This is a genomic window from Actinomadura parmotrematis (assembly GCF_019458805.1).
Classification (GTDB): Bacteria; Actinomycetota; Actinomycetes; order Streptosporangiales; family Streptosporangiaceae; genus Spirillospora; species Spirillospora parmotrematis.
In genome coordinates this window covers 78,235-93,640 of sequence record NZ_JAIBOA010000016.1, presented here as the reverse complement: position 1 = coordinate 93,640, position 15,406 = coordinate 78,235, and the positions used below count along the sequence as shown (strand labels likewise).

Genomic DNA, 15,406 nt, shown 5'->3' with positions numbered 1-15,406 from the left:
CGCGGTCGCCGGCGCTGTCCCCGGCGTGGACCGGGCCCACGGTCCACGGCTCTACTGAGCAGTAGCGGAGCCACAGTTAACCAGCCTGTCACATGCCTCGCAATCCCCTCAAAAGTAGAAAACGGGGCGGCGGATTACTCACGGCGGTGACAAACGATCCCCAGGTCGCAGGTGCCTGGAGGGGCGCCGACGCTCACCCGGTGACAACGGTTGACGTCCACAGGCGGACACCGTCGCGGACCACGCCGTCACGCCCTGTACTCGTGCACCACCACGGCCGCCGCGCCGACCGCCGGATGCCGCTGGAGCACCGCCTCGATCTCGCCGAGCTCCATCCGGACGCCGGAGATCTTCACCTGCCGGTCGACCCGGCCGAGGTACTGCAGGGTGGGCCGGTCGTCGCCGCCGGCACCGGGCGGCAGCAGCTTCACCGCGTCGCCCGTCCGGTAGAGGCGGCCGGTCGCGGTGGCCTCGAAGGGGTCCTGGTAGAAGGCGTCGGCGGTGCGCTTCGGGTCGCCGAGGTAACCGCGGCCGACGCAGACGCCGCCGACGAACAGCTCCCCGGTCTCCTCCAGGTCGCAGGCCCGCCAGGTGCCGTCGTCCTCGTGCCGCAGCACGTACAGCCGCGCGTTGGCGACCGGCACGCCGATGGGCAGCCGCAGCAGCTCCAGGTCGCCCGCGGTGACGGTGTGGTGGGTGACGTCGTCGGAGCACTCGGTCGGCCCGTAGGCGTTCAGCAGCCGGGCGTGCGGCATGGCCTGCAGCCAGCGGCGGGACAGCTCGGTCGGCAGCTCCTCGCCGGTGGCGATCATCCAGCGCAGGCCGCCGAGCGCGCCCGCCGGGGCGGCCGCCAGGTCGTCCAGCAGGTGCCGGACCATCGTCGGGACGAGCTCGACGACGGTGATGCCCCGCTCGTCCACGGCGCGCGCGAACGCCACCGGGTCGTGGCCGACCTCGTCGCCGACGACGTCGACGCGGCCGCCGACCAGCAGCGGGCAGAGCAGCTGCCAGACCGAGATGTCGAAGCCGAGCGGGGCGGTCTGCGCGACGACGTCGGCGCCGGTCAGCCCCAGATCGACGATCTTGGCGTAGAGGTGGTTGACCATCCCCTGGTGCTCGACGACGGCGCCCTTGGGGCGGCCGGTCGAGCCGGAGGTGAAGAGCACGTAGCGGGGCTGGTCGAGCGACTCCAGCCGGGCCTCCCCCGCCCACGGCGCGCGGCCGTCGGCGTCGGCGGCGCGCAGCACGGTGCAGCCGGCCTCGGCCGCGCCCTCCAGCAGGGCCGGGGCGGTCGCGCCGGCGTCCACGGTGAGCAGCACCCCCGCGCCGGCCTGGTCGAGGACGTCGCGGACGCGCGCGGCGGGCCAGGTCTCGTCGGCGGGCACGTACAGGGCGCCGACCAGCTCGATCGCCAGGAACGCCGCGACGACGGTCGCGCAGCGCTCCCCGCCGACGCCGACGACCGTGCCGGGCCGCACGCCGGCGTCCTCCAGCAGGGTCGCGAGGCGGCGGGCCTCGGCGGCGAGCCCGGCGTAGGACAGCGTGCGGGTCCGGTCGGCGACGGCGGGCCGGTCGCGCTCGGCGGCGAACCGCTCGACCCGCGCGATCACGGCGTCCGCCAGGTCGACCTCGCGGTCGCTGGTCATGCCGTGGCGGGCGGCGAGCTCGCGCGCCCGCCCGGCCTCGTCCACCGAGACGGCGAGCGCGGGCAGCTCGGTGAGGGCGAGCAGCCGCCCGGCGACGGGACCGCCAGCATTCATGGTGACTCTCCGTGATCTCATCCTCGTGCACCGGCCGGGTGGAATGAACCCGTATACCCGCCCGGGCGTCATAGCTTATGTCCAGCGCCGAGCGGATGTTCGGGATTCACCGGATAACACCCTACTCGTGGGTAAGTAGGGGGTTGCGACAGGGGATGACCGAAGGTACCGTGAGGCTTCGCCCCGGGCGGCTTGTCGTGCGCCCGGGACACCATCGGGGGAGGATGGGAGAAGATCCAGGAAATGTTCACTGGAAATTGAAAAAGCGCCCCGCCCTGGAACGAGAATACAGCCCGGAGCGGAAATACGGCGCGGACTCCACTCCACTTCTTCCTGACCCATCAATTGTCATTCATTCAAGGGTGGCAGCGTGCCCATCATCACCTCGCCGCAGGACTTCAATGTCGAGGACCTTTATGTGGACCTTCGGCCGACCCTCGGCTGTCCTGTGCGTCTCAAGTGCGAGGGCTTCAACTTCGCCGGCTCGGTCAAGCTGAAGGCGGCCGCGGCCATGGTCGCCGCCGCCGAGCGCGACGGCGTGCTCACCCCCGACTCGATCATCATCGAGTCCTCCTCGGGCAACCTCGGCATCGCGCTCAGCGTGATCGCGGCCAGCAAGGGCTACCGGTTCGTCTGCGTCACCGACCCGCGCTGCAACCCCGCGTCCATGCGGGTGATGCGCGCGCTCGGCGCCGAGGTGCGGGTCATCTCCCGCCAGGACGGCAACGGCGGGTTCCTGGAGAGCCGCATCCGCTACGTGCAGAACCTCTGCGAGTCCGGCGGCGGCTACGTCTGGCTGAACCAGTACGCCAACGCCAACAACTCCCAGGCGCACTACGCGGGCACCGCGCCCGCCATCGACCGGGCCTTCCCCGACCTGGAGGTGCTGTTCGTCGGCGCCGGCACGACCGGCACGCTGATGGGCTGCGCCCGCTACTTCCGCGAGCGCAGGCGGCCGGTCACCATCGTGGCGATCGACGCGGTCGGCTCGGTCACCTTCGGCGGCATCCCCGAGCGGCGCATGGTGCCCGGCCTCGGCACGAGCCGCCGGCCCGAGCTCGTCGACGAGTCCCTCGTCGACGACGTGGTGCACGTCCCCGAGACCGAGACGATCCGCACCGTCCACGCGCTCGCCTCGCACGGCTTCCTGTTCGGCGGCTCCACCGGCACCGTCGTGGCGGGCGCGGCCCGCTGGCTCGCCGCCAAGTACCCCGGCGGCGACCCCGTCGCGGTCGCCATCGCGCCCGACCTCGGCGAGCGCTACCTCGACTCGATCTACGAGGAGAGCTGGCTGCGCGAGAACTTCGCCGAGCTGTCCCCCGAACTGTCCCTGCCCGGCGCCGATATCCTCGGCGTCTGATCATCACCAGCCATTCCACGGAGCATCCAGACATGACCGACGCCCCCTCTTTCGCCGTGATCTCCGGCGCCCAGGTGCACGAGGCGGTCAGCGGCCGCGAGCCGCAGGTCACCCGCATGATCGAGGCGGCCTACCGGCTGCACGGCGAGGGCCGGACGGTCAACCCCGACTCCTACTTCCTGCGGTTCCCCGACCGGCCCGCCGACCGGATCATCGCGCTGCCCGCCTCGGTGCAGGGCGAGGTGGACGTCCACGGCATCAAGTGGATCTCCTCGTTCCCCGGCAACGTGGCCAACGGGATCCCGCGCGCGTCGGCCGTCCTCATCCTCAACGACACCGCGACCGGCTACCCGTTCGCCTGCCTGGAGAGCTCCATCATCTCGGCGGCGCGCACCGCCGCGTCCGCCGCGCTCGCCGCCGTCACCCTCGCCGAGGCCCGCGGCGTCCGCCCGCGCCGCGTCGGTTTCATCGGGGTCGGCCTCATCGCCCGCTACCTGCACACCTACCTGGCGGGCAACGGCCTGGAGTTCGACGAGCTCGGCGTCTTCGACCTGTCCCGCGAGCACGCCGAGGGTTTCCAGGGCTACCTGGAGCGCACCGAGAAGGGCGAGGTGACCATCCACGGCTCGGCCGAGTCGCTGATCACCGCCTCGGACCTGATCGTGTTCGCCACCGTCGCGGGCGAGCCCCACGTCCACGACCCGGCGCTGTTCGCGCACAACCCGCTCGTCCTGCACGTCTCCCTGCGCGACCTGTCGCCGGAGATCATCCTGTCGTCGTTCAACATCGTCGACGACGTCGAGCACTGCATGAAGGCCAACACCTCCCCGCACCTGGCCGAGCAGCAGGTCGGCCACCGCGACTTCGTCGCCGGCACCCTCTACGACGCCCTGACCGGCGCCATCACCGCCCCCGCCGACAAACCGGTCGTCTTCTCCCCCTTCGGCCTCGGCGTCCTCGACCTCGCCGTCGCCCGCTACGTCTACGACCAGGTCACCGCCGCCGGCGAGCTCCAGAAGGTCCCCGGCTTCTTCCACGAGATGAAGCGCTACGGCTGACCCGGCCGCCGCTCAGGGGAACTCGAAGGTCTCCAGCTCGAAGCCGAACGGATCAGGCAGGGGCAGCGCCTTGCCGAAAGGCACTCGCGACGAGTCCCGGTAGTCGTCGCCCTGCGGCTCGCTGAAGAGCGTCAGGGCGCGCTCGTCGCGGTCGGCCAGCAGGTAGAAGGGGATATCGGCACGCGCATAGCAGTGCCGCTTGGCCTCGCGGTCGATGCCGGCGCGCCGCGAGGTCACCTCCAGCACCAGCAGGACGCCCTCGGCGGGCATCCACGTCCCGGCGTCTCGGAACAACCTCAGCTCCGCCAGGGCGAACGTCCCGTCAGGGATCACGCGGTTCTTCGGGCAGGCTCCCCCGCTGGGGACGATCAGACCCTTGGTACCGGCGAAGTTCACCCTGGTCTTCGTCTTCTGGAAGATCTGCTCGACGATCAAGCCGATGATGTCTTCATGTCCGCCCAGGGGGGGTGGGGTCACGACGATCTCTCCGTCGATCAGTTCGGCGCGGAATCCCTCGGGGGTGTCGAGGGCGAGGAACCCTTCCAGGAGGAAGTCCTCTTGCGTGTGCTGGTCATGAGCCATCGCGGTCATGCCCTGCTCCTTCCTCGTCACGGACGAGGATAGTGGCAGGTTGCCACCTTCCGCATACAGATCGTCACCGAAGAGTCGTCGCATCCAGATTACGTCGGCACCCGCCGGAAGACACAGAGCGGGTCGGCGCGCCGCCCCGTCAGGGGGTGAAGGCGGGGGCGTGGCGGGGCCAGGGGCGGGTGCGCTCCAGTTCGGCGGCGAGGGCCAGGAGGGACGCCTCGCCGCCGGGGGCGGCCACCAGCTGGACCGACAGGGGCAGGCCGGAGGCGCCGATGCCCATGGGGACGGTCGCGGCCGGGTAGCCGGCGAGGTTCCAGGCGGCCGTCATCGGGGCGTAGGCGGCCGACAGGGCGATGCTGCGCAGCCATGAGGAGTCGTTGCGGCGGGCGCGCGGGGCGCGGCGGGCCAGCGTCGGCATGACCAGGACGTCGTGGCGGTCGAAGAGCGGCGCCACCGCCTCCTGGAAGCGGGCGCGGTCGTCGGGGCGCGGCGGGCGGACGCGGGCGGCGGCGCGGCCCGCGCGGGCGTGGCGGCGGGTGCGGGGCTCCAGGCGCGGGTCGCCGAGCAGCGCCTCGGCCTCGGCGCCGGGCAGCACCAGCCAGCGCGCCATGACGGCGAGGCCCGCCCAGACGGGGTAGTCCGGGTCGTCGCGGTGCACGCTGTGGCCGCCCGCGACGAGGGCCTTGCCCGCTTCGCGGACGGCGGCGCGCAGGTCGGCGCGGACGGCGACGCCGGCGACCGGCGGGCGCACCGACAGCGCCACGCGCAGGCCGTCCGCCGGGCCGGGCGCCGCGAGCGACGGGTCGCCGGCCATGACCGACAGGACGAGCGCGGCGTCCTCGACGGTCGTGGCGAGCGGCCCGTTCTCGGCCATCGCGTCCCAGCTGTCGGCGCCGAGCTCGGCGGGCACGACGCCGGTGCCGGGCTTGATGCCGAACAGGCCGCAGTTCGCGGCCGGGATGCGGATCGAGCCCGCGCCGTCGTTGCCGTGCGCGACCGGGACGAGGCCCGCGGCGACGGCCGCCGCCGACCCGCCGGACGAGCCGCCCGCCGTGCGGGCGGTGTCCCAGGGGTTGCGGGCGATGCCGTAGCCGTTGTCGGTGAAGGGGTAGATGCCGAGCTCGGGCAGGTTCGTCAGGCCGACGACGACGGCGCCCGCGGCGCGCAGCCGCGCGACGACGGGGTGGTCGGCGGGCCGCGGGACGTCGTCGGTGGCGGCCGACCCGGCGCGCATCGGCTCGCCCGCGACCGGCACGTTGTCCTTGATCGCGACGGGGACGCCGGCGAGCGGCAGGTCCGCGCGGTCGGCGCGGGCGTCCACCTCGGCGGCCTCGGCGAGCGCCCGCTCGGGCCGCACCCGCACGAACGCGCCGAGCCCGCCGTCCAGCGCGGCGATGCGGTCCAGGTGCTCGCGCACGACCTGCACGGCCGTGGCCTTCCCGCCGCGCACCGCGGCGGCGATGTCGGCCGCGGTGCGGCCCGTCCATTCCCCCATAGCGGTACAGACTAGCCAGCGTTCAGCGGCCTGTCCCCTGCGCGTCAGGCGGGATTGCCGTGCCGGTCGCGGGGCGCCGAGACGCTTCGCCCGACGCGAAGGAGCCCGCCATGACCGCAGTCCACCGCCGCCGCTTCCTGCAGATCGCGGGCGGCGCCTCCGCCCTGACGCTGCTGCCCGACAGCATCGCCCGCGCCGCGGAGATCCCGGCGGCCCGCCGCACCGGCACGATCCGCGACGTCGAGCACATCGTGGTGCTGATGCAGGAGAACCGCTCGTTCGACCACTACTTCGGCAAGCTGCGGGGCGTGCGGGGCTTCGGCGACCCGCGCGCGGTGACGCTCCCGAACGGCGGGCCGGTGTGGGACCAGTCGGGCGTCCTGCCGTTCCGGCCCGACGTCGCCGACCTCGGCATGACCTACCTGACCGGCCTGAACCACGACTGGACCGGCGGCCAGAAGGCGTGGAACAACGGCCGCTACGACAACTGGGTCCCGGCCAAGACCGCGAGCACGATGGCGCACCTGCAGCGCGCCGACATCCCGTTCCACTACGCCCTCGCCGACGCCTTCACCGTCTGCGACGCCTACCACTGCTCGTTCATCGGCAACACCGACCCGAACCGCTACTACATGTGGACCGGCTACACCGGCAACGACGGCCAGGGCGGCGGCCCCGTCCTCGCCAACCAGGAGGCCGGGTACGGGTGGAAGACCTACCCCGAGCGGCTGGAGGCGGCCGGCGTGTCCTGGAAGGTCTACCAGGACGCCGGCGACGGCCTGGACGCCGCCGGTTCCTGGGGCTGGACCGACGACGCGTTCATCGGCAACTACGGCGACAACTCGCTGCTGTACTTCGACAGCTACCGCGACGCGAAGCCGGGCGACGCCCTGTACGAGAAGGCCCGCACCGGCACGAACGTCAAGGCGGGCGGCACCTATTTCGACGTGCTGCGCGCCGACGTCAAGAGCGGGCGCCTGCCGCAGGTGTCCTACATCGCCGCGCCGGAGGCGTACAGCGAGCACCCGAACTGGCCGGTCAACTACGGCGCCTGGTACATCGCGCAGGTGCTGGACGCGCTCACGGCGAACCCCGAGGTGTGGAGCCGGACCGTCCTGCTGCTCACCTACGACGAGAACGACGGGTTCTTCGACCACGTCGTGCCGCCGTTCGCGCCCGCGTCCCGCGAGCAGGGCCTGTCGACCGTCTCCACCGAGGGCGAGCACTACCCCGGCGGCGGCGGGTACCAGGCCGGGCCGTACGGCCTCGGGCCGCGGGTGCCGATGCTGGCGATCTCGCCGTGGAGCAAGGGCGGCTGGGTGTGCTCGCAGACCTTCGACCACACCTCGGTCATCCGGTTCATCGAGGAGCGGTTCGGGGTGCGCGAGCCGAACATCTCGCCGTGGCGCCGCGCCGTGTGCGGCGACCTCACCAGCGCCTTCGACTTCGCCAGCCCCGACCGGCGGCCCGCGCGGCTGCCCGCCACGAGCGGCTACCTGCCGGCCGACAAGGCCCGGCACCCCAGCTACGTCCCGCCCGTCCCGGCGTCCCCGGCGCTGCCGAAGCAGGAGAAGGGGACGCGGTACGCGCGGCCGCTGCCCTACGCGCTGTCGGTGACGGCGGCCGTCGCGCCCGGCAAGGTGACCCTGGAGTTCGCGAGCGGCCGCGGCGCCGGCGCGTCCTTCTACGTGACCTCGCCGTCGCGCCCGGAGGCGCCGTGGTCCTACACCGTCGGGGCGGGCCGCCGGCTGTCGGACGTCTGGACGTTCGCCGGCGCCTACGACCTGTCGGTGCACGGCCCGAACGGCTTCTTCCGCCGCTTCAAGGGCGACCCCGCCAAGGGCGGGCCGCGCGTGACGGCCGTCGAGGCGGGCGGCTCCCTGCGGCTCACCGTCGCCAACCCGGGCGCCGCCGCCATCGACGTCCAGCTCGCCGACGCCTACCGGGCGGGCCGCCCGGCGCGGCTGCGGCTCCGTCCGGGTCAGCGCGCCGTGCACACCGTGGACCTGCGGTCCAGCGCGTCCTGGTACGACGTGTCGGTGACCACGGCGGCCGACCCGGATTTCCTGCACCGCTTCGCGGGCCATGTCGAGACGGGCCGCCCCAGCCTCAGCGACCCCGCGCTCGGGTAGCTACTCGGCGGCGTCGATGACGCAGAAGATGTTGTCCTCGGGGTCGGCGAGGACGACGAAGTCGGGGTCCTCGGGGTAGAGGTCCCAGTCGACGAGGCGGGCGCCGAGGCCGACCAGGCGCTCCACCTCGGCCGCCTGCTGCTCGCTGTAGAGGTCGAGGTGGACGCGGGGCCGCTTCTCGGCGGGCCCGCCCGCCGGCTGCAGGCCGATCTGCGGGCCGCCGCCGGCGGCGGGGACGAGCACCGTCCAGTCGCCGCGCTGCTCGCCGTCCCGGCGCCGGTAGTCCAGGGCCGCGCACCAGAAGTCGGCGGCCCGCTGCATGTCCTCGGCGGCGAGGACGATGGTTCCGATGGTCAGCATCGCCCTCTTCTACCCCACCGGGCCCCGCCCTCACCCGGCGGGAACGGCGGGCGCGGCGACGGCGGCGCGGATCGGCTTGAGGTCGTCGATGTAGTCGACGTAGCGGGTCGCCGGGAAGGACAGGCGGAGCGTCTCGCCCGGCGCGAGCACGCGCGGGCCGCCCCAGTCCAGGGTGATGCTGGTGGTGAGGGTGTCGCCCGCGCCCTGGCAGATGCGGAGGCCGACCTCGGCGCCGCCGACGTCGCCGCGCAGCGCGCCGCCGTCACCGTCGTCGAGGACGGTCGCCTTGCCGACGAAGCGGATGGTGACCGGGTTGATGTCGACCTCCTCGGCGCGGCCGTTGCGGACCTCCACCTCCGGCTCCCAGCCGGCGGTGACGATGCCCGCCTCGATGCCCGCGTCCTTCCGGGTCCTGCTGTCCGTGCGCACGTCGAACTCCGTTCCCCCGATTGTGCGGCGGCGGCCGCCGCCACCAAGAGTCACTATTCCCTCACCGTCCGGGTAGATGCATCTGACCGCTGTTCGGCGCGCCACCCGTTCCGGCTGGCCCCGGCGGGGTGTGATGCGCGACAATGGCGACCAAGCAAGCGTTGGGTTGGCATGTCGGACATCTTCAGGAGGTCGCCGGATGAGGCTCGTCGCCACCGAGGAGCAGCGGGAACTGCGCGGGACGCTACGGCGGTTCCTGGCCGACCGGTCGCCGGGCGGCGAGGTGCGGCGGCTGATGGCGGCGCCCGAGGGGCACGACCCCGAGGTGTGGGCGCTGATGGCCGAGCAGCTCGGCCTCCAGGGCCTCGCGGTCGCCGAGGAGCACGGCGGCGCCGGGTACGGGACGGCCGAGCTCGCCGTCGTGTTCGAGGAGATGGGCCGCGCGCTGCTCTGCTCCCCCTTCCTCGCGACGACCGTCGCCGCGGCGGCCGTCGCGGCCTGCGGCGACGCCGCGTTCCAGGCCGGGGCGCTGCCGGGCCTCGCGGACGGCACGACCATCGCGACGCTCGCCTGGTCCGAGGCGGCCCCTGCGGTGGAGGCGCGCCGCGACGGCGACGGCTGGACCCTGCACGGCGCCGCCGACCGCGTCCTCGACGGCCACCTCGCCGACCTCGTCCTCGTCCCCGCCCGCACCGGCGCGGGCACGCGGCTGTTCGCCGTCCGGGACGGGTTCGCGCGGACGCCGCTGACCACCCTCGACCAGACGCGCCGCCTGGCCCGGCTGGAGTTCGCCGACACCCCCGCGCGCGCGCTGGAAGGCGACGCGGACGCCGCGCTCGGGCACGCCCTGGACGCGGCGTCGGTCGCGCTCGCCGCCGAGGCGCTCGGTGGCGCGCAGCGGATGCTCGACCTCACCGTCGAGTACGTGAAGGTCCGCAAGCAGTTCGGGCGGGCCATCGGGTCCTTCCAGGCGATCAAGCACCGCTGCGCCGACCTGTTCGTCCTGGTGGAGTCCTCCCGCTCGGCGGTGATGGCGGCCGCCGCGACCGCCGACGAGGACCCCGCGCGCCTGCCGGCGGCGGCGAGCGTCGCCAAGGCGTACTGCACCGACGCCTACTTCCAGGTGGCGGGCGAGGCGGTCCAGCTGCACGGCGGCATCGGGTTCACCTGGGAGCACGACGCGCACCTGCACTTCAAGCGCGCCAAGTCCTGCCAGGCCCTGTTCGGCTCCCCCGCCTGGCACCGGCGGCGGCTGGACGCGACCGCCCTCGCCCCGTCCGGTTCATAGAGATCATCATCCTTCGTCCACAATGGAACCGGCGAAGGGGGCGGGACGATGGACGCGACCGCGAGCGGATCGATCTTCGGGCTGGCGTACGGGGACGCGCTCGGCGCGCCCACCGAGTTCCTGGACATGCCGCGGATCCACCGCCGGTACGGCTTCGACGGCCCGCGCGACCTGGAGGGCGACCCGGCGCTCGTCACCGACGACACGCAGATGGGCCTCGCCGTCGCGGAAGGGCTGCTGGACGCCCTGGCGGACCCGCCGTTCACCCCCGACCGCGTCACGCCGATCTGGCGCCGCCGGTTCGTCGACTGGCTGCACGACCCCGACAACAACCGCGCACCGGGCAACACGTGCCTGCGGGCGTGTGAGGGCCTGGACGCGGGCCGTCCCTGGGTGCAGGCGACGCAGGCGAACTCCAAGGGCTGCGGCGCGAACATGCGCGTCACACCGCTCGGGCTCGCGCCCGGCCTCACCGACGAGACGCGCGCGGCCGCGTCGCAGTTGCAGGCCGCCCTGACTCACGGCCACCCGACGGGACTCGCCGCCAGCGAACTGACCGCGTTCGCGGTGTGGTGGCTGCGCCAGGGCATGCATCCGAGCGAACTGCCGGGTGCGCTGCGCGCGCGCTGCCACGAGCAGCGGACGGTCTATCACGGCGACTGGCTCGGCGACCTGTGGCAGCGCCCCTCGGTGGCCAGCCCGCAGGAGTTCATCGCGCGCGGCTGGGACGAGTGCCTGAACGTCCTCGACCGCCTGGACGCCGCGCTCGCGCACCCCGTCCGTGACGCCGACCCCTGCGAGGCGACCGGCGCGGGCTGGATCGCCGAGGAGGCCCTCGCCACCGGCCTCCACTGTTTCCTGCTGTTCCCCGCCGACGCCGTGTCGGCCGTCTGGCGGGGGGCGGCGTCCTCGGGCGACTCCGACTCGATCGCCTGCCTGGCCGGCGCCTTCGCCGGCGCCCACCTCGGCATGTCCGCCTGGCCGGCGGAGTGGGCGTCCCGCATCGAGTACGCCGGCCGCCTCGCCCGCGTCGGCGCCGCCTGGGACTGACCCGTCCCCCAGCCCCGTGACCCCTCGGTCACTCCTCGTTGACTTGCGGCGTGTTGGCCCTTTGGAGCGTTCCAAAGGGCCAACACGCCGCAAGTCAACGACAGGTGACCAGGGGGTCAGGGGTCAGGGGTCAGGAGGGGGCGGCGGACCAGCCGGTCCAGGAGTCGATGGTGATCGCGATGACCGGGCCGTCCGGCGGGCGGTCGCGGTACTGGGGGTAGCGGGCGGCGAGCAGCGCGGCGGGGGCGGCGGTGCGGGCCGGGTCGTCGACGACGCGGGCGTGCCCGTCCACCCGCACCCACCAGAGGCGCGTCCAGTCGTCCTCGTAGTGGTCGGCGAGCAGCGCGACGCGCGGGTTGGCGCGGACGTTGGCGAGCCGCCGCAGGTCGCGGGTCGTCTTCGGCTTGTGGTCGACGGCGGTGTAGACGGTGCCGCGCTCCACGGCGAAGGTGACCGGGACGAGGTGCGGGCGGCCCGCCGCGTCGGCGGTGGCGAGCCGGGCCACCGGGACGGCGGCGAGGCGGTCCCGGGCGTCGGCGGGCGCGAGGCGGGGCATGCGGCCAGGGTAGACGAGCGGCTCAGTCGCGGAAGTCCGGCGCGCGGCCCTCCTTGCGCGCCGCGATCGCCTCCTCGAAGTTGCGGGTGGTGAGGCGCACGAAGAGCTGCGCGAGGCCCTCGTGGCCCATGTGCGCCTCCAGGCTCGCCGCGTCCAGGCCCGCCCAGAGCGTCCGCTTGGTGAGCTCGACGCCGGGGCGGCTGAAGCCGGCGACGCGCTCGGCGAGGTCGCAGGCGGCGTCCAGGAGCTCGGCGCCGGGGACGGCGCGCGAGACGAGGCCGACGCGCTCGGCCTCGGCGGCGTCCACGTCCCGCCCCGACAGCATGATCTCGAAGGCGCGCGAGGACCCGATCGCGCGCGGCAGCAGGTAGCTGAGGCCGAGCTCGCTCGCGGTGAGGCCGTTGGTGATGCCGGCGGCGCGGAAGTAGGCGGTGTCGGCGGCGAGGCGCACGTCGGCGGCGAGCCCGAGGCAGAACCCGCCGCCGATCGCCGGCCCGTTGATGGCGGCGATGACGGGCTGGTGCAGCCGCCGCATCGTCCGGACCACGTCGTCCAGCAGCTCCATCGAGCGGAGCGCGATCGAGGACACGGTGAGCCCCTCGATGCCGGGGATGCGGCCGGGCGACTCCAGGTCGGCGCCCGAGCAGAAGCCGCGTCCGGCGCCGGTCAGCACCACGGCGCGGGTGCCGTTGTCGCGGCCCGCGTCCTCCAGCGCCTCGCGGAGGGGCACCATGACGTCGAACGCCATGGCGTTCATCCGCTCCGGCCGGTTCAGCGTGATCAGCGTGACGTGCGGGCGGGGCTGGGAGACGAGGACGAACGGCACCGGCGACCTCCAGTTCAGTGACCTAGCAAGCGCTAGGTTACAGGCGGGACGCCCGCGCCCGCCGGTCAGGCGCCGAAGCGCTCGACAACCGCCGCGAGCTGCTCCTCGGTCAGCACCCGCGGCTCCCCGATCGCCTTGGCCCGCACGTACACCCCGCACAGCCACTCCAGCAGCCGCGCGTTCTCGTACGCCTCGTCCAGGCTGTACCCGAGGGCGACGCCGCCGTGGTTGGCCATGAGCGCCGCGCGGCGGCCGCCCTCCAGGGCGGCGCGGACGTTGGCGGCGAGCTCGGGCGTGCCGTAGGTGGCGTACTCGGCGACGCGGATCGTCCCGCCGAGCAGCAGGGTGTTGTAGTGGATCGGCGGCAGCTCGTCCATCGTGGACGCCACGACGGTGCCGTACGTGGAGTGGGTGTGCACGATCGCGGCCGCGTCGGACGACGCGTAGACCGCCAGGTGCATCGGGGTCTCCGAGGACGGCTTGCGCTCCCCCTCGACCACGGTCCCCGCCAGGTCCACGACGGGGCAGTCGGCGGGCTCCATCCGGTCCAGCATGACGCCGCCGGGGGTGACCGCCACCAGGTCGCCGACCCGCACCGAGACGTTGCCGGCCGCGCCGGTCACCAGGCCGGAGGCCGCCATGGCACGGCCCGTCGCGCAGATCGCCGCGCGCTCCCGCTCCAGTCTCATATGAATCTCCCTCACGTTAGCTGCCGGTACCGCGTACGCTAGCCCGCCAGTACAGATCATGAGGAGGTCGCCGATGACCGTCGTCACGCTCGGGGCGCACATCGTGGACGTGCTGGCCCGCCCCGTGGAGGGCATCCCGGCCGGCCAGGACACCGTGGTCGTGGACCAGGTCAAGGTCACCGCCGCCGGCGCGGCGGCCGGCACGGCGGTCTCCCTCGCCCGGCTCGGCAACCGGGTGGTGTCGCTCGGCGCGATCGGCGACGACGACCTCGGCACCCTGCTGGCCGCCCTCCTGACCCGCGAGGGCGTCGACGTGAGCGGCCTCGTCCGCCGCACCGACGAGCAGACCAGCGCGTCGATCCTGCCGATCCGCCCCGACGGCGGCCGGCCCTCCTTCCACGTGCCCGGCGCGAACCTGACGTTCGGCGCGGCCATGGTCGACCCGGGCCTGCTCGCCGCCGCCGACGCCGTCCACATCGGCGGCCCCGACGTCGCGTTCGGCCTGAACGACCCGGCGTTCTTCGGCGCCCTGGAGGCGGCGCGCGCGGCCGGCACCGTCGTCACCATGGACCTGCTGTCGAACCTGCCCGACCTCGTCGCCGCGACGGCCGCCTTCCTGCCCCACGTCGACCACTTCCTGCCGAACGAGGAGCAGGCCCTCGCGATGACCGGCGCCGCCGACCCGGTCCAGGCCGCCCGCGAGCTGCTGGACCAGGGGCCGTCCTCGGTGCTGGTGACGCTCGGCGAGCACGGCAGCCTCGTCGCCTCCGCCGACGGCGTCGAGCGGCTGCCCGCCCTGCCCGTCGAGGTCGTGGACACCACCGGCTGCGGCGACGCCTACTGCGCCGGGTTCATCACCGGCCTGCTGCACGGCCGCCCGCTCGGCGAGGCCGCCCGCTGGGGCACGGCCGCCGCCGCGACCGTCGCGCAGGGCCTCGGCACCGCCGCCGGCCTGGACGGCCTGGACGCCGCGCTCGCCCTGCTCGACGCCTGAGGGCGCGGGCATCGGAATGGCCCCCGGTGCGACCGCGCCGCCGCGCCCGAGGGCCATGTCCAAGAAAGTAGACGCATCGTGCGCCCTGCCGGTTTCGTGCCGGTTACGTTACTTGCCGGCCGGGACGCCGAGCACCGCCTCGGCGGCGCCGACGAGCTGCGCGAGCCGGAACACCTCCGTGCCGTGGAAGGGCGGCGCCCCCGCCCGCGCCACGAGCAGGACGAGGCCGCCCGCCATCGGCGCGACCGCGTACTGCGTGCCGTCCTCGGCGGTGAACCCGCGCGGCCGGAGCGGCTCCAGGTCGGGGACCCGCACGGTCCCGACCCCGATGCTGTGGTGGGTGACGCGCGGGCCGTCGTCGCCGAGCTCGACCAGCGCGGCCCAGTCGGCGCTGAGGATGGCCGGGACGGCGTCGGTCAGGGTCAGCGCGCCGCGCGCGGGCGCGGCGGCGAGCTGCCCGACGAGCGCGGCGTCGGGGAAGGCGCCCTGCGGCTCGACGGTGGGCCAGATCCCGACGATGTCGACGCCGGCGATCGAGCCGAGCCCGTCCATGAGCCGGTCGATGCCCGCACCGGCGGGCCAGGCGACGGTGAAGTCGTCCAGGGCGCGCCCGTTCTCGCGCTCCAGGACGGCCATCTGCGCCACGTCGGCCCCGGCGGCGCCCAGAATGCGCGCCACCTGGCCCAGTGCCCCGGGACGGTCCGGCAACCGGACGCGGATCCGCAGCAACATCGTCACCTCCTGTGTCCATCGGCGCCGGGTGTCCCCGGCGCGACACCCCTACCCTTCCCCGAGCCCGTTTCCGACGTGTTACCGAG

At 73.9% G+C, this 15,406-nt stretch carries 15 protein-coding genes; 6 read left to right on the top strand and 9 right to left on the bottom strand.

All coding sequences use genetic code 11. The annotated features are described in order from the left end of the window. Positions 1 to 248: 248 nt before the first annotated feature. Positions 249 to 1,760, bottom strand: a complete 1,512-nt coding sequence (locus K1Y72_RS24045; protein ID WP_220168701.1) for an amino acid adenylation domain-containing protein — start codon at positions 1,758 to 1,760, stop codon at positions 249 to 251. 370 nt (positions 1,761 to 2,130) lie between these two features. Here K1Y72_RS24045 and sbnA point away from each other — a divergent pair, with 370 nt between their 5' ends. Then, the gene (sbnA, locus tag K1Y72_RS24040) at positions 2,131 to 3,120 is read left to right on the top strand and encodes a 2,3-diaminopropionate biosynthesis protein SbnA (protein ID WP_220168700.1); all 990 of its coding nucleotides are present in this window, start codon (positions 2,131 to 2,133) and stop codon (positions 3,118 to 3,120) included. A gap of 32 nt (positions 3,121 to 3,152) precedes the next feature. Beyond that, the gene (gene sbnB, locus K1Y72_RS24035; protein WP_220168699.1) at positions 3,153 to 4,178 is read left to right on the top strand and encodes a 2,3-diaminopropionate biosynthesis protein SbnB; all 1,026 of its coding nucleotides are present in this window, start codon (positions 3,153 to 3,155) and stop codon (positions 4,176 to 4,178) included. A 12-nt stretch (positions 4,179 to 4,190) separates the two neighbouring features. On the opposite strand, the gene K1Y72_RS24030 is transcribed toward sbnB, so the two are convergent. Together K1Y72_RS24030 and K1Y72_RS24025 are read right to left on the bottom strand one after the other, a co-directional pair. Then, positions 4,191 to 4,769 carry a Uma2 family endonuclease gene (locus K1Y72_RS24030; RefSeq protein ID WP_220168698.1) on the bottom strand — a complete coding sequence of 193 codons (579 nt, stop codon included), beginning with the start codon at positions 4,767 to 4,769 and terminating at the stop codon, positions 4,191 to 4,193. A 139-nt stretch (positions 4,770 to 4,908) separates the two neighbouring features. Beyond that, the gene (locus K1Y72_RS24025) at positions 4,909 to 6,264 is read right to left on the bottom strand and encodes an amidase (protein ID WP_220168697.1); all 1,356 of its coding nucleotides are present in this window, start codon (positions 6,262 to 6,264) and stop codon (positions 4,909 to 4,911) included. A gap of 110 nt (positions 6,265 to 6,374) precedes the next feature. Between K1Y72_RS24025 and K1Y72_RS24020 the strand changes: the two genes are divergently transcribed. After that, on the top strand, positions 6,375 to 8,396 hold the full coding sequence (locus tag K1Y72_RS24020; protein WP_220168696.1) for a phosphocholine-specific phospholipase C: 2,022 nt from the start codon (positions 6,375 to 6,377) through the stop codon (positions 8,394 to 8,396). On the opposite strand, the gene K1Y72_RS24015 is transcribed toward K1Y72_RS24020, so the two are convergent. Then, positions 8,397 to 8,756 carry a VOC family protein gene (locus K1Y72_RS24015; RefSeq protein ID WP_220168695.1) on the bottom strand — a complete coding sequence of 120 codons (360 nt, stop codon included), beginning with the start codon at positions 8,754 to 8,756 and terminating at the stop codon, positions 8,397 to 8,399. It abuts the gene before it with no gap. Between the two features lie 30 nt (positions 8,757 to 8,786). Next, on the bottom strand, positions 8,787 to 9,185 hold the full coding sequence (locus tag K1Y72_RS24010; RefSeq protein ID WP_220168694.1) for a hypothetical protein: 399 nt from the start codon (positions 9,183 to 9,185) through the stop codon (positions 8,787 to 8,789). A gap of 199 nt (positions 9,186 to 9,384) precedes the next feature. On the opposite strand from K1Y72_RS24010, the gene K1Y72_RS24005 reads away from it, so the two are divergent. Together K1Y72_RS24005 and K1Y72_RS24000 are read left to right on the top strand one after the other, a co-directional pair. Continuing rightward, the gene (locus K1Y72_RS24005) at positions 9,385 to 10,473 is read left to right on the top strand and encodes an acyl-CoA dehydrogenase family protein (protein ID WP_220168693.1); all 1,089 of its coding nucleotides are present in this window, start codon (positions 9,385 to 9,387) and stop codon (positions 10,471 to 10,473) included. A gap of 48 nt (positions 10,474 to 10,521) precedes the next feature. Continuing rightward, entirely contained in the window at positions 10,522 to 11,523 is a 1,002-nt protein-coding gene (locus K1Y72_RS24000; protein WP_220168692.1) for an ADP-ribosylglycohydrolase family protein, read from the top strand. Positions 11,524 to 11,653: 130 nt separating this feature from the next. On the opposite strand, the gene K1Y72_RS23995 is transcribed toward K1Y72_RS24000, so the two are convergent. The 3 genes from K1Y72_RS23995 to K1Y72_RS23985 form a co-directional block, all read right to left on the bottom strand. Continuing rightward, the gene (locus K1Y72_RS23995; protein WP_220168691.1) at positions 11,654 to 12,079 is read right to left on the bottom strand and encodes a TIGR03668 family PPOX class F420-dependent oxidoreductase; all 426 of its coding nucleotides are present in this window, start codon (positions 12,077 to 12,079) and stop codon (positions 11,654 to 11,656) included. Between the two features lie 22 nt (positions 12,080 to 12,101). Further along, positions 12,102 to 12,905 carry an enoyl-CoA hydratase gene (locus K1Y72_RS23990; protein WP_220168690.1) on the bottom strand — a complete coding sequence of 268 codons (804 nt, stop codon included), beginning with the start codon at positions 12,903 to 12,905 and terminating at the stop codon, positions 12,102 to 12,104. 65 nt (positions 12,906 to 12,970) lie between these two features. Next, positions 12,971 to 13,594 (bottom strand): class II aldolase/adducin family protein, encoded by a 624-nt coding sequence (locus K1Y72_RS23985; protein WP_220168689.1) that lies wholly within the window; start codon positions 13,592 to 13,594, stop codon positions 12,971 to 12,973. Between the two features lie 73 nt (positions 13,595 to 13,667). Between K1Y72_RS23985 and K1Y72_RS23980 the strand changes: the two genes are divergently transcribed. Next, entirely contained in the window at positions 13,668 to 14,588 is a 921-nt protein-coding gene (locus K1Y72_RS23980) for a carbohydrate kinase family protein (RefSeq protein WP_220168688.1), read from the top strand. Between the two features lie 108 nt (positions 14,589 to 14,696). Here the strand turns inward: K1Y72_RS23980 and K1Y72_RS23975 are convergent, their stop codons facing one another. Beyond that, complete coding sequence (locus K1Y72_RS23975; protein ID WP_220168687.1) at positions 14,697 to 15,320, bottom strand: ACT domain-containing protein; 624 nt, start codon at positions 15,318 to 15,320, stop codon at positions 14,697 to 14,699. Between the last annotated feature and the right edge of the window lie 86 nt (positions 15,321 to 15,406).